The sequence below is a fragment of the Streptomyces krungchingensis genome (assembly GCF_054729265.1).
Genome location: NZ_JBPUKY010000001.1, coordinates 8,168,037 through 8,182,196 on the forward strand (window position 1 = coordinate 8,168,037; position 14,160 = coordinate 8,182,196).

Annotated in this window: 10 protein-coding genes; 7 read left to right on the forward strand and 3 right to left on the reverse strand. The window is 73.5% G+C overall.

What is annotated here, in order from left to right:
* Positions 1-76: 76 nt before the first annotated feature.
* The 7 genes from ACSYGO_RS35630 to ACSYGO_RS35660 all read left to right on the forward strand — a co-directional run bounded on the left by ACSYGO_RS35630 (position 77) and on the right by ACSYGO_RS35660 (position 10,703).
* Complete coding sequence (locus ACSYGO_RS35630; protein ID WP_426682240.1) at positions 77-1,222, forward strand: ROK family glucokinase; 1,146 nt, start codon at positions 77-79, stop codon at positions 1,220-1,222.
* Positions 1,219-1,800, forward strand: coding sequence for a sugar kinase (locus ACSYGO_RS35635; RefSeq protein ID WP_426682241.1), 582 nt, complete (start codon positions 1,219-1,221; stop codon positions 1,798-1,800). The genes ACSYGO_RS35630 and ACSYGO_RS35635 overlap by 4 nt, the downstream gene beginning before the upstream one ends.
* Positions 1,801-1,929: 129 nt before the next feature.
* Positions 1,930-4,773 (forward strand): DEAD/DEAH box helicase, encoded by a 2,844-nt coding sequence (locus ACSYGO_RS35640; protein ID WP_460389050.1) that lies wholly within the window; start codon positions 1,930-1,932, stop codon positions 4,771-4,773.
* A gap of 1,091 nt (positions 4,774-5,864) precedes the next feature.
* Positions 5,865-7,604 (forward strand): SWIM zinc finger family protein, encoded by a 1,740-nt coding sequence (locus tag ACSYGO_RS35645; RefSeq protein WP_460389052.1) that lies wholly within the window; start codon positions 5,865-5,867, stop codon positions 7,602-7,604.
* Between the two features lie 243 nt (positions 7,605-7,847).
* On the forward strand, positions 7,848-9,143 hold the full coding sequence (gene pcaDC / locus ACSYGO_RS35650) for a bifunctional 3-oxoadipate enol-lactonase/4-carboxymuconolactone decarboxylase PcaDC (RefSeq protein ID WP_460389054.1): 1,296 nt from the start codon (positions 7,848-7,850) through the stop codon (positions 9,141-9,143).
* A gap of 33 nt (positions 9,144-9,176) precedes the next feature.
* Positions 9,177-9,812, forward strand: coding sequence for an MBL fold metallo-hydrolase (locus ACSYGO_RS35655; protein ID WP_426682245.1), 636 nt, complete (start codon positions 9,177-9,179; stop codon positions 9,810-9,812).
* 111 nt (positions 9,813-9,923) lie between these two features.
* Complete coding sequence (locus ACSYGO_RS35660; RefSeq protein ID WP_426682246.1) at positions 9,924-10,703, forward strand: exodeoxyribonuclease III; 780 nt, start codon at positions 9,924-9,926, stop codon at positions 10,701-10,703.
* 30 nt (positions 10,704-10,733) lie between these two features.
* Here the strand turns inward: ACSYGO_RS35660 and fdxA are convergent, their stop codons facing one another.
* From fdxA to ACSYGO_RS35675, 3 genes are read right to left on the reverse strand one after another with little or no spacing between them, the layout of a single operon-like run.
* Positions 10,734-11,054 (reverse strand): ferredoxin, encoded by a 321-nt coding sequence (gene fdxA, locus ACSYGO_RS35665; RefSeq protein WP_426682247.1) that lies wholly within the window; start codon positions 11,052-11,054, stop codon positions 10,734-10,736.
* Positions 11,023-12,108: a 2-oxoacid:ferredoxin oxidoreductase subunit beta gene (locus tag ACSYGO_RS35670; protein ID WP_460389056.1), complete on the reverse strand. Its 1,086-nt coding sequence runs from the start codon at positions 12,106-12,108 to the stop codon at positions 11,023-11,025. Before ACSYGO_RS35670 ends, fdxA begins: the two co-directional genes overlap by 32 nt.
* A complete protein-coding gene (locus ACSYGO_RS35675; protein ID WP_460389058.1) occupies positions 12,098-14,074 on the reverse strand; it encodes a 2-oxoacid:acceptor oxidoreductase subunit alpha in 1,977 nt (658 codons plus the stop codon). The genes ACSYGO_RS35670 and ACSYGO_RS35675 overlap by 11 nt, the downstream gene beginning before the upstream one ends.
* Positions 14,075-14,160 lie beyond the last annotated feature (86 nt).

Sequence of the window (14,160 nt, forward strand, 5' to 3'; positions counted from 1 at the left end):
GCACGGGCCCCGGCGCACCGGCCGCCCCGCGCTCCCGCGGTGCAGCCCCGCCGGGGCTTAGGGCAGAATCGGCGCGATGAGCACCTACCGCGACCTCGCACACCGCGGCTCCGCGCGGGCCACCGTCCTGCGGACCGTGGGGACGCGTGAGCGCCGATCGCACCTGACGGCGCCCCGCGTCCCCACCGTCGGCATCGACATCGGCGGCACCAAGGTGATGGCGGGCGTCGTGGACGCCGACGGCAACATCCTGGAGAAGGTCCGCGCCGAGACGCCGGACAAGTCCAAGAGCCCCAAGGTCGTCGAGGACACCATCGTCGAACTGGTCCTGGACCTCTCCGACCGGCACGACGTGCACGCCGTCGGCATCGGCGCCGCGGGCTGGGTCGACGCGGAACGCAACCGCGTCCTGTTCGCCCCGCACCTGTCGTGGCGCAACGAACCGCTGCGCGACCGGCTCTCCGGCCGGCTCTCCGTCCCGGTGCTCGTCGACAACGACGCCAACACCGCAGCCTGGGCCGAGTGGCGCTTCGGCGCCGGCCGCGGCGAGGACCACCTGGTGATGATCACGCTCGGCACCGGCATCGGCGGCGCGATCCTGGAGGACGGCCAGGTCAAGCGCGGCAAGTTCGGCGTCGCGGGCGAGTTCGGGCACATGCAGGTCGTGCCCGGCGGCCACCGCTGCCCGTGCGGCAACCGCGGCTGCTGGGAGCAGTACAGCTCGGGCAACGCCCTGGTCCGCGAGGCCCGCGAACTCGCCGCCGCCGACTCCCCGGTGGCGTACGGCATCATCGAGCACGTCAAGGGCAGCGTCGGCGACATCACCGGCCCGATGATCACCGAGCTGGCCCGCGAGGGCGACGCCATGTGCATCGAGCTGCTCCAGGACATCGGGCAGTGGCTCGGCGTCGGCATCGCCAACCTGGCCGCCGCCCTGGACCCCTCCTGCTTCGTCATCGGCGGCGGCGTCAGCGCGGCCGACGACCTGCTCATCGGCCCCGCGCGGGACGCCTTCCGCAGGCACCTCACGGGCCGCGGCTACCGCCCCGAGGCCCGCATCGCCCGCGCCCAGCTCGGCCCCGAGGCCGGCATGGTCGGCGCGGCCGACCTCGCCCGCCTCGTGGCCCGCCGCTTCCGCCGCGCCAAGCGCCGCCGCGTGGAGCGCTACGAGCGGTACGAGCGCTACTCCGAGTCCCGCCGCACCACCCAGGGGTCCCTGTGACGGCCTCGCTGCCGCGCCAGGCGTCCCCGCCGGACGAGCCGCAGCGGCCACCCGAGGACCCGCGCCACAAGTTCCGCCGCCGTGCCCTGACGCTGCTGATCATCGTGCTGCTCATCGGCGTGCCCGCCGGCTACCTGGTGATCTCCGCCAACCAGAGCCGCAACAGCGGCAAGGACAAGGAGGCGAAGTACTCGGCGACCGGCCTCACCGCGGGCTGGCCGTCGCGCGTCCAGCGCCGCCTCTACCAGGTGCCGATCCCGACGAACTCCACCGACGTCGCCTACTACGAGACGAACAACTGGAAGACCAGCCGCCTGTACGTGCAGTTCGGCACCACCCCGACGGGCCTGGACACCTTCCTCAAGGACGTCGGCACCAGCCGTGACGCCCTGAAGAAGGGCGAGATCACGATCAGTGCCCGCAACCAGCAGGTCGTCGGCTGGGAGTTCACCGGACCCGGCCCCTGGGCCGGCCTGGTCCACAAGCAGAAGGACCCGGCCCCCACCCAGGACATCGTCGTGAACTGGAGCACGCCCGAGCACCCCATGGTGTACGTGGTCTCGCGCACCATTCCGTGACCGTGACCGTGACCGTGACCGAGCCCCGGCCGCGTCCGGCGCGACGCGGCCGGCGGGGCCGATTGTCAGAGCCCGCCCGTAGAGTCGAAGACAACTGATTCGACCGATGGGCGGGAGGTGGCAGGACGTATGGCGGACGGGGTGGTCACGGCGACCTTGCAGGCGCCGTCCGTGCGGCTCGCCGCCGTCTTCCTCCCCGCGCCGCTGCCGCGCGAGGGACGGATCGCCTTCTGGGATCCGGACGGCACACCGGCCCCCGGCACCGCACCCGCCGACGGCACGCCCCCGGACCCCCGGACCGGCCTCACGGTGGTACGGCCGCACGGCACCGGCGTCCGCAGAGGCACCGTCCCCGCGGTGACCCTGTCGGTCGCCGAGGCACTTCCCCTGCTGGCCGGGGCGCGCCGCGACCCCGCCGCCCACCCCGCCACCGCCTGCTGGGGCGCCGCGGCGCTGCACGCCCTGCGGCTCGTCGCACGCGGCCGGCTGCTGCCGGGTCTGACCCCCGACGGGTCCGACGCCTGGCGGGCCGGCCCCCTCGACCAGGACGACATCGCCCACCTGCGGGCCGTGGCCGCCGCCCTGCCCTACGAGGGGCACGCCGTTCCCCTCCCCGGCAAGGGCCCGCTGCGCCTGCCGGAACCGGAAGCCTTGGTGCGGGCCTTCCTGGACGCGGTCGCCGACACCCTGCCCCGCACCCCGGCGGCCCCCCACACCTCGGGCAGGCCCTTCGCCGCCCGAGAGCCCCAGCGGCTTCCCGGCGCGCACGACTGGGCCGCCGAGGTCGCCGCGGGCATGGACGCCGGCGTGCGGATCTCGCTCCGCCTCGACCTGTCCGCGTACCAGCTCTTCGACGACGGCGAGGGGGCCCGCCGGGCCGGCGCGGCCGTCGTCCAGGTGCACAGCCTCGCCGACCCCACCCTCGTCGTGGACGCCACGGCCCTGTGGGCGGGGGACGCCGACGCCACGTTCGGGCCCCGCGCGCGCGTCGACGCGGCCCTGGCCGTGCGCCGCGCCGCCCGCGTCTGGCCCCCCTTGGACCGGCTCTCCGAACAGGACGTGCCCGACGTGCTCGCCCTCTCCGAGGAGGAGCTGTCCGACCTGCTCGGCATCGCGGCGACCCGGCTCGGCGCCGCCGGGGTCGCCGTGCACTGGCCCCGCGACCTCGCCCAGGACCTCAGCGCCGCCGCCGTGGTGCGCCCGGCGCCCGGGTCGGCGACGGACGGCACGGGATTCTTCGAGAGCGAGGATCTCCTCCAGTTCCGCTGGCAGCTGGCGCTCGGCGGAGATCCGCTCACCGAGGCCGAGATGGACATCCTGGCCGAGGCGCACCGCCCCGTCGTACGGCTGCGCGACCAGTGGGTGCTCGTCGACCCGGCCCTCGTCCGCAAGGCACGCAAGCGCGAGCTGGGCCTCCTCGACCCGGTCGACGCACTGTCCGTCGCCCTCACCGGCAGCGCCGAGGTCGACGGCGAGACCGTCGACGCGGTGCCGGTCGGAGCGCTGGCCGCGCTGCGCGACCGCCTGACCGCGGGCGTGGGACCGGTCGAGCCGCCACCCGGCCTCCAGGCCCGCCTGCGGGACTACCAACTGCGCGGCCTCGCCTGGCTCGACCTCATGACCTCCCTGGGGCTCGGCGGCTGCCTCGCCGACGACATGGGGCTCGGCAAGACCGTCACCGTCATCGCGCTGCACCTGCGGCGCGCCCGCAGCGAGCCCACCCTGGTCGTCTGCCCGGCATCGCTGCTGGGCAACTGGCAGCGGGAGATCACCCGTTTCGCGCCCGGAGTCCCCGTCCGCCGCTTCCACGGCCCCGAACGCACCCTGGACGGCCTCGAAGGCGGCTTCGTCCTGACGACGTACGGGACCATGCGGTCCGCCGCACCCCTGCTCGCCCAGCAGACGTGGGGCATGGTCGTCGCGGACGAGGCACAGCACGTCAAGAACCCGTACTCGGCGACGGCGAAGGCCCTGCGCACCGTCCCGGCGCCCGCCCGCGTGGCGCTCACCGGCACCCCCGTGGAGAACAACCTCTCCGAACTGTGGGCCCTGCTCGACTGGACGACCCCCGGCCTGCTCGGCCCCCTCAAGTCCTTCCGCGCCCGGCACGCCCGCGCCGTGGAGAACGGCGAGGACGAGGAGGCGGTGGCCCGTCTCGCCCGGCTGATCCGCCCCTTCCTGCTCCGCCGCAAGAAGTCGGATCCCGGCATCGTGCCCGAGCTCCCGCCGAAGACGGAGACGGACCACCCCGTACCGCTGACCCGCGAACAGGCGTCCCTCTACGAAGCGGTGGTCCGGGAGTCGATGCTGGCGATCGAGACGTCCGAGGGCATGGCCCGCCGGGGTCTGGTCCTGAAACTGCTCACCTCGCTCAAGCAGATCTGCAACCACCCGGCGCTGTACCTCAAGGAGGAGGCGCACTCCGCCGCCCACGGGCCCTCCGCCCGCTCCGGCAAGCTGGCCCTGCTCGACGAGCTGCTGGACACGCTGCTCGCCGAGGACGGCTCGGCCCTGGTCTTCACCCAGTACGTGGGCATGGCCCGGCTGATCACGGCCCATCTCACGGCCCGCGCCGTCCCGGTGGAGCTGCTGCACGGCGGCACCCCGGTCGCCGACCGCGAGCGCATGGTCGACCGCTTCCAGAGCGGGGCGACGCCGGTCCTGGTGCTCTCCCTCAAGGCCGCGGGCACCGGCCTGAACCTCACCCGGGCCGGCCACGTGGTGCACTTCGACCGCTGGTGGAACCCGGCCGTCGAGGAACAGGCCACCGACCGCGCCTACCGCATCGGCCAGACCCAGCCCGTGCAGGTCCACCGCCTCATCACCGAGGGCACGGTGGAGGACCGCATCGCCGAGATGCTCGAAGCGAAGCGGGCGCTGGCCGACGCGATCCTCGGCTCCGGCGAGGCGTCCCTGACCGAACTGACCGACCGCGAGCTGTCGGACCTGGTGTCGCTGCGGAGGTCCGCATGACCGGTGACGCAGCCGAAGAGCGCCCGACGACCGACGCGGCGCGGGACCCCCGTCCGGTGACCGGCGCCCGCCCCGCCGACGAGGCCCGCCGCGCCCTGCGGGCCGCACGAGAGCTTGCTCCCGCTCCGGGGCCCGCGTCTGCGCCGGGTCCCGCGTCCGGGTCGAGCCTCGCTTCCGCACCGGACTCCGCTTCCGGGCCGAGCCCTGCAGCTGCGTCGGATTCCGAGTCCGCGCGAGGCCCTGTGCCCACGCGGGACTCCGGTTCCGCGCAGCGTCCCGCGTCCGCGCCAGGCCTTGCTTCCGCACCGGACCCCGATGCCGCACCGGATTCTGGTTCCGCACGGGACTTCGGTTCCGGGCCGGGGTCCGCGTCCGGGCGGGGTCACGTTTCGTCGTCCGGCCACGCGTCCACGTCGGATTCCGTGTCCGGGCCGGCCCCCGCTTCCGCGCCGCGTCCCGCGTCCGGGCCGGCCCAGGCGGCCCGCGAAGCCCTCCGGCGTGCGACGGCCGCGAGTCGCGCTCGGGCTGCGGGCGCGCATGTCGAGAACCCCTCGGGCCCGGAGAATGCCTCGGGTCCCCGGAGTTCCTTGGATGCCGCGGCTTCGCTGGGTTCCGAGACCCCCTCGGGTTCCGAGACCCCCTTGGGTTCCGAGACCTCCTCCGGTTCCGAGACCCCCTCGGACGGCGTGCCCGCTCCGAGTGCCGCTCCGCTCTCCGAGCCCGGCGGGGCCGGCGGACCGGGTTGGGTGCGTGCGGGGGGTGGGCACGGACCGCGTCCGGCGGACACCCCCGCCTCGGGTGCTGCGGGCCGCGGCGCCCGCCCGGGCGACGTGGCGCGTGAAGCGTTGCGTGCGGCGCGGGACGAGGCGCGACGAGGCCGCGCGGATGCCGCGGCGGACGGGGCGGACGGGGCAGACGGGGCAGGGACTGAGAGGCGAAGGCCAATCGCCCCTGTTTCCAAAGGGGTTGAGGGCGGGGTCCGGTCCGCCGAGTCGAGGACCGGCCGCCGGGCGGCCCCGCCCGGGCGGCGCCGCCGGGACCCGGAGCCGCGGGCCCGCGAACTGCGGGAGCTGCTCGCCGGGGCGTTCCGGATGCCCACCGACGACGCCGACGGCACCGAGGACACGTACGCGCCCTCGGAGCGGCCGCACGCACGGCCCCGGGACGTGGGCAGCGAGCCCGCGGCCGGGCATTCCGCGCGCCCCTCGGACCTGCCGCCGACGGCTCCGGACGCCGTTCCCGATGAAGCGGGTGACGTGGACGGCGGAGGGCGCCTCGGCCGCTCCGCGCTGCCCGGAGGTCCGCTCCCGGCGGCCTCGACCCCCACGCCCGGGCGGCCGGGCGACGAGGACGGGACGCCGCGAGCCGCGGACACGGCCGGAAGCGGCGCTCGGTACCGGGCGGCCGCGGACCCGCCGTCCGGAGAAGCCGGCGACCGGAGCGAGCCGAAGCGCGGCGGCCGTACGGCGCGTACCGGCCCCGGGCACGGCGGATCGGCCGACGCACGCGGGGTACGTGCGGGCACCGCGGACCGGGCCGCGCTCACGGGGGACCGGCTGCCCCGTTCCATGGCGTCCCCGGGGCGCGACGGCGAGCTGCGCCGTACGTTTCCGGCCTTCTCGGCGCGAGTGCCGGAGGCCGACGCCTTCGCCGAGACATGGTGGGGGAACGCGTGGGTCAGCGCCCTGGAGGAAGGGGCCCTGGACGCGGCACGGCTGGCCCGCGGGCGGACGTACGCGGGACACGGACACGTGGACGCCATCACCGTCACCCCGGGACAGGTGCTCGCGTATGTGCACGGCACGCGCCCGCGGCCGTATCGCGTGCAGGTCGGGGTCCGGACGTTGTCGGACGAGGACTGGGACCGTTTCCTGGACGCCGCGGCCGAGCGGCCCGGACACATCGCGGCGCTGCTCGACAAGCAGATGCCCAGGTCGCTCGCGGAGTGCGGGGTCGCGCTGCTCCCCGGCCCCGGCGAGCTGGAACCGCGGTGCAGCTGCCCCGACTCCGGCCATCCCTGCAAGCACGCCGCAGCCCTCTGCTACCAGGCGGCACGTCTGCTGGACGAGGACCCGTTCGTCCTGCTCCTGCTGCGCGGTCGAGGCGAGCGGGAGCTGCTCGACGCGCTGTCCCGGCGCAGCGCGGCCCGCGCGGCCCGCGCCGCCCAGGAACAGGAACCGGCACCCGTCCCCGGCGTGCGCGCTCGCGACGCGCTCGTGACACGCGCCCTGCCGCCGCTGCCCGCACCGCTGCCGCCGCCCGCGCACCCCGAGCAGCCGCCGACCTACCCGGGCGTGCCCGGAGGCCCGGACACGTTCGCGCTCGACCAGTTGGCGACCGACGCCGCCGCCCGCGCGCACGCGCTGCTCACCACGGGCCGTGACCCCGTCGCCGAGCTGACGCTGTGGCAGGACGCGGTCCGTATCGCCGCGGCCCGGCCCGGTTCCGGACTCACGGCCGCGACCCGCGCCCTGTACGCGTCTCTGGCATCCGCGTCCGGGCGCACCGCGACCGACCTGGCGCGGGCCGTCGCCGCGTGGCGCCAGGGCGGATTCGAGGCGCTCAGGGTGCTCGAAGAGCCCTGGGACCCTCCGGCGGGCCGCTTCGACCGGGCCCGGCCGCTCCTGCTCGCCGCCGACCTGCCCGCCTTCCGCCCCTGGCGCAACCACCTCACCCACCCGCGGGGGCACGCCCAGCTGCGCCTGGGCCAGAACGGCCTCTGGTACGCCTACGAGTCGGAACCGGGCCACGACGACTGGTGGCCCCGAGGCACCCCCGACCTCGATCCGGTGGGCGCCCTGACCGGCCTCGGGGCACCCGGCGAGCTGTGACCGCCGCGGTGTCCCAGGACCCGTGACCGGCGCGGGCGGCCCGTCCGTGCGCCCCCACCGTCCGGCCCGCGCCCCATCCGCCGCCTCGCCCGCGCGGCCCTCGTCGTCCGGCCCGCGCCACCCCCGCGACATGCGGCGACGAGCCCCGGCCGCGTCACGCGCACATGTGACGGACCCGTGTGGGCGGCGTGGACAAGCGGGGGCCATGTCCGTGACGACTGGCGCGGAAGTTAGCGTGGAGCGGTGAGTGAGACGAAGACCCCTGCCCTGCAATACCGCTTCGACGGCCCGGAAGACGCCCCCGTCCTCATCCTCGGCCCCTCGCTCGGCACCACCTGGCACATGTGGGACCGGCAGGTCCCCGAGCTCGCGAAGCACTGGAGGATCTTCCGGTTCGATCTGCCCGGACACGGCGGGGCGCCCGCCCACGCGGCCGGTTCGGTCGGCGAACTCGCCTGGCGGCTCCTCGCCACGCTCGACGGGCTCGGCGTGCAGCGCTTCGGGTACGCGGGCTGCGCGCTCGGAGGCGCGATCGGGACCGAGCTCGCGCTGCGTCACCCGGAGCGCCTCGCCTCGCTGGCGCTGATCGCGTCTTCGCCGCGGTTCGGTACGGCGGACGAGTTCCGGCAGCGCGGAGTGATAGTCCGCACGAACGGCCTCGACCCGATGGCACGCACCTCGCCCGAGCGCTGGTTCACCAGCGGCTTCGCCGCGGCCCAGCCCGCGATCACGGAGTGGGCCGTGCAGATGGTGCGCACCACGGACCCCGGCTGCTACATCTCGTCCTGCGAGGCGCTCGCCGCGTTCGACGTGCGGCCCGAGCTGGGCCGCATCGTTGTGCCGACCCTCGTGCTCGTCGGCTCCGACGACCAGGTCACCGGGCCCGCCGAGGCGCGCACGCTGGTCGCCGGGATCCCCGACGCCCGGCTCGCGGTCGTGCCCGGCGCCTCCCACCTCGTGCCGGTGGAGCAGCCCGCCGCGGTCACCGACCTGCTCGTCCGGCACTTCTCCACCGCCTGGCAGCCCGCCTTCGACTCGACCACCGGGCAGATGGCGATCCTGGCCGCGCCGGTCAAGCCCGTCCTGGCCGCGCCGCAGCCCGTCGCACCCGTCGCCGAGATCGCCCCGGCCGTCGTGCAGCCCCCGGTGCTGGGCCGCCCCGACCCGTACGACGCCGGGATCAAGGTCCGCCGCGAGGTGCTCGGGGACGCCCACGTCGATCGCGCCCTGGCCACGGCCGACGAGTTCTCCGGCGACTTCCAGGACTTCGTGACGCGCTACGCGTGGGGCGAGATCTGGGACCGGCCCGGCCTGGACCGGCGCTCGCGCAGCTGCGTCACGCTCACCGCGCTGGTCGCGGGCGGCCACCTCGACGAACTCGCCTTCCACACCCGCGCCGCCCTGCGCAACGGACTCACCCCGGCGGAGATCAAGGAGGTGCTGCTCCAGGCCGCCGTCTACTGCGGTGTGCCGGCCGCCAACAGCGCCTTCAAGGTGGCGCAGCAGGTCATCCAGGAGGAGACCACGCCCCAGGAGTGAGCTCCCGGGCCGGGGCAGGGGCAGGATGGACGCATGAAGCTCACGAAGAAGTCGCACGCGTGCGTCCGTCTGGAGAAGGACGGCCGCACGCTCGTCATCGATCCCGGCGGTTTCAGCGAGGAGGACGCCGCCGTGGGCGCGGACGTCGTCCTCGTCACCCATGAGCACGCCGACCACTTCGACGAGGGCCGGCTGCGGGCGGCGCTGGAATCCAATCCGGCGGCCGAGATCTGGACCCTGAAGTCGGTCGCCGAGAAGATCTCCGCCGCCTTCCCGGGCCGCGTGCACACCGTGGGGCACGGCGACACGTTCAGCGCGGCCGGCTTCGACGTCCAGGTGCACGGGGAGCTGCACGCCGTCATCCACCCGGACATCCCGCGCATCACCAATGTCGGCTACCTCGTCGACGGCGGCCGGGTGTTCCACCCGGGAGACGCCCTCACCGTGCCCGACCAGCCGGTCGAGACGCTGATGCTTCCGGTGATGGCCCCGTGGAACAAGATCTCCGAGGTCATCGAGTACGTCCGCGAGGTCAAGCCGCAGCGCGCGTACGACGTCCACGACGCCCTGCTCACGGACCTCGCCCGGCCGATCTACGACCGGCAGATCGGCGCCCTGGGCGGCGCCGAGCACCTGCGGCTCGCACCGGGCGGCTCGGCCGAGGTGTGAGCCTCGCCCGCCACCGCCACCACGCGCTTCGCGGCCCCGCACGGGCCGACGGCCGGCTGCTCCCGCACGGCCGTCGGCCCGTTGTCGTACCCGCCGGGTAGGTTGTGAGGCATGCGCATCGCCACCTGGAACGTGAACTCGATCACCGCCCGCCTCCCGAGGCTGCTGGCCTGGCTGGAGAGCACCGGCACGGACGTGCTGTGCCTCCAGGAGGCCAAGGTCGCCGCCGAGCAGTTCCCCGTGGACCAGCTGCGGGAGCTGGGGTACGAGACGGCCGTGCACGCCACGGGCCGGTGGAACGGCGTGGCGGTGCTCTCCCGCGTCGGCCTGGAGGACGTGGTCAAGGGCCTGCCCGGCGACCCCGGGTACGAGGGCGTCGAGGAGCCCCGCGCCGTCTCCGCGACCTGCGGACCGGTCCGCGTCTGGTCGGTCTACGTGCCGAACGGCCGCGAGGTGGACCACCCCCATTACGCGTACAAACTCCAGTGGTTCGAGGCCCTGAAGGCAGCCGTCGCGGGCGACGCGGCGGGCAGCCGCCCGTTCGCGGTGCTGGGCGACTACAACGTGGCGCCGACGGACGACGACGTCTTCGACGTGGCCGCCTTCGAGGGCCTCACCCATGTCACCCCGGCCGAGCGGGCCGCGCTGGCCTCCCTGCGCGAGACGGGCCTGTCGGACGTCGTCCCGCGCCCCCTCAAGTACGCACACCCCTTCACGTACTGGGACTACCGTCAGCTCGGCTTCCCGAAGAACCGCGGCATGCGCATCGACCTCGTCTATGGGAACGAGCCGTTCGCGAAGGCCGTCACCGACTCCTACGTGGACCGTGAGGAGCGCAAGGGCAAGGGGGCGTCGGACCACGCCCCGGTCGTGGTCGACCTGGAGGTGTAGCCCCCGCGGCGGGCGCGCGGGGCAGGCGCGTCACGCCGTCGGCAGCGGCGCACAGGCGACCACGGGATGGTCGTGCTCGACCGGGCCGAGCGCGGAGGCGCCGCCCGGCGAGCCGAGTTCGGCGAAGAACTCGGTGTCGGCCCTGCGGAAGTCCGCCCACTCCTGAGGCGTGTCGTCCTCGAAGAAGATGGCCTCGACGGGACACACGGGCTCGCACGCACCGCAGTCCACGCATTCGTCCGGGTTGATGTACATCTTGCGAGGGCCCTCGTAGATGCAGTCGACGGGGCACTCGTCGACGCAGGCCTTGTCCTTCAGATCAACGCAGGGCTGTGCGATGACGTACGTCATGAGTGTTCTCCACGGTCCAGGTGTCGTTGCCGGCGAGCAGTGTGGCGAGGTCGCCCTTGCCGTTCTGTTCGATGGCGGTGTCGAGTTGGTCGGCCATCTGGGTGTCGTAGACGGGGCGGTCGACGGCGCGCAGGACGCCGATGGGGGTGTGGTGCAGGGTGTGCGGGTCGGCGAGGCGGGAGAGGGCGAAGGCGGTGGTGGGGGAGGGGGAGTGGGCGTCGTGGACGAGGATGTCCGCTTCGTTGTCGGGGGTGACGGTGACGATGTTCAGGTCGCCGGTGTGGGGGTCGCGGATGACGCCGCGGGTGTTGTCGGTGCCGAAGCGGATGGGGCGGCCGTGTTCGAGGCGGATGACGGCTTCCTGGGCCTGTTGCTGGTCCTTGAGGGCGTCGAAGGCGCCGTCGTTGAAGATGTTGCAGTTCTGGTAGATCTCGACGAGGGCGGTGCCGGGGTGGGCGGCGGCCTGGCGCAGGACGTCGGTGAGGTGTTTGCGGTCGGAGTCGATGGTGCGGGCGACGAAGGAGGCTTCGGCTCCGAGGGCGAGGGAGACAGGGTTGAAGGGGGCGTCGAGGGAGCCCATGGGGGTGGATTTGGTGATCTTGCCGACTTCGCTGGTGGGGCTGTACTGGCCTTTGGTGAGGCCGTAGATGCGGTTGTTGAAGAGCAGGATCTTGAGGTTGACGTTGCGGCGCAGGGCGTGGATGAGGTGGTTGCCGCCGATGGAGAGGGCGTCGCCGTCGCCGGTGACGACCCAGACGGACAGGTCGCGGCGGGAGGAGGCGAGTCCGGTGGCGATGGCGGGGGCGCGGCCGTGGATGGAGTGCATGCCGTACGTGTTCATGTAGTACGGGAAGCGGGAGGAGCAGCCGATGCCGGAGACGAAGACGATGTTCTCCTTGGCCAGGCCGAGTTCGGGCATGAAGCCCTGGACGGCGGCCAGGATCGCGTAGTCACCGCAGCCGGGGCACCAGCGCACTTCCTGATCGGACTTGAAGTCCCGTGCTTTGAGGGCGACTTCGCTCCTCGGTATCAGGGACAGTTCCTCAATGGGCATGGTGGGCCTCCGAGAGAGCCTGCGCGAGCTGTTCGGCCTTGAACGGCATGCCGTTGACCTGGGTGTGGCTGCGGACGTCGATCGCGAAGGCGGCCCGGACGAGCGTGGCGAGCTGGCCGAGGTTCATCTCGGGGATCACCACCCGGTCGTAGGAGCGAAGGACGTCACCGAGGTTCCGTGGGAAGGGGTTGAGGTGGCGCAGGTGGGCCTGCGCGATGTGCTCTCCGGCGTTGCGCAGCCGGCGGACGGCGGCGGTGATGGGGCCGTAGGTGGAGCCCCAGCCCAGGACGAGGGTGCGGGCCTGGCCGGAGGGGTCGTCGACGTCGACGTCGGGGACGTCGATGCCGTCGATCTTGGCCTGGCGGGTGCGCACCATGAAGTCGTGGTTGGCAGGGGCGTACGAGATGTTGCCCGTGCCGTCCTCCTTCTCGATGCCGCCGATGCGGTGTTCCAGGCCGGGGGTGCCGGGGATGGCCCAGGGGCGGGCGAGGGTCTGCGGGTCGCGTTTGTAGGGCCAGAAGACCTCGGTGCCGTCGTCCAGGGTGTGGTTGGGTCCCTGGGCGAACTGGACGCGCAGGTCGGGCAGTTCGTCGGTGTCGGGGATGCGCCAGGGTTCGCTGCCGTTGGCGAGGTAGCCGTCGGAGAGCAGGAAGACGGGGGTGCGGTAGGTCAGCGCGATCCGGGCGGCTTCCAGGGCCGCGTCGAAGCAGTCGGCGGGGGTGCGCGGAGCGACGACCGGGACGGGTGCCTCGCCGTTGCGGCCGAACATCGCCTGGAGCAGGTCGGCCTGCTCGGTCTTGGTGGGCAGGCCCGTCGAGGGGCCGCCGCGCTGGATGTCGACGACCAGCAGCGGCAGTTCGAGCGACACCGCCAGACCGACCGCCTCGGCCTTGAGGGTGACGCCGGGGCCGGACGTGGTCGTGACGGCGAGCGAACCCCCGAATGACGCGCCCAGGGCCGCCCCGACGGCGGCGATCTCGTCCTCGGCCTGGAAGGTGCGGACGCCGAAGTTCTTGTGCTTGCTCAGCTCGTGCAGGATGTCGGAGGCCGGTGTGATCGGGTACGAGCCGAGGTACAGCGGCAGGTCGGCCTGCTGCGAGGCGGCGATGAGACCGTACGACAGGGCCAGGTTCCCCGAGATGTTCCGGTAGGTGCCGGCGGGGAAGGCCTGTGCCGCGGGGGCGACTTCGTAGGAGACGGCGAAGTCCTCGGTGGTCTCGCCGAAGTTCCAGCCCGCGCGGAAGGCGGCGATGTTCGCGGCGGCGATGTCCGGCTTCTTGGCGAACTTGCTCTGCAGGAACTTCTCGGTGCCCTCGGTCGGCCGGTGGTACATCCACGACAGCAGACCCAGCGCGAACATGTTCTTGCAGCGGTCGGCGTCCTTGCGGGCCAGGCCGAAGCCGGCGAGCGCCTCCACGGTGAGGGTGTTGAGGGGGACGGGATGGACGCGATAGCCGTCCAGGGAGCCGTCCTCCAGCGGACTGTTCGCGTAGCCGACCTTCGTCATCGCCCGCTTGGTGAACTCGTCCGTGTTGACGATGATCTCCGCGCCGCGCGGTACGTCCCCGATGTTCGCCTTCAGGGCGGCCGGGTTCATCGCGACCAGCACGTTCGGCGCGTCACCGGGCGTGAGGATGTCGTGGTCCGCGAAGTGCAGCTGGAAGCTGGACACCCCCGGCAGGGTGCCTGCGGGCGCGCGGATCTCCGCGGGGAAGTTCGGCAGCGTCGCCAGGTCGTTGCCGAAGGACGCCGTCTGAGAGGTGAACAGATCACCCGTGAGCTGCATGCCGTCGCCCGAGTCACCCGAGAACCGGATGATCACCCGGTCGAGCCGGTCCGTCTGTTTCGTCACCTGCAAGTGCCTCTCCCTGGGGCGGAGTGCGCGTGCGCGGGCATGCGCACCCGCAGAGCCGTCGCACTGAACGAGGGTTGGGCGCCCGCTGCGAGCGTATGGGGAGCGCCGCATAATTTCAATGGGCGTTGAATTGAGTGCGACGGGGCGCGGGGGAGGTCTGGTGACGCGGACTCGGCGCGTGTCCCGGGTGTCGATCA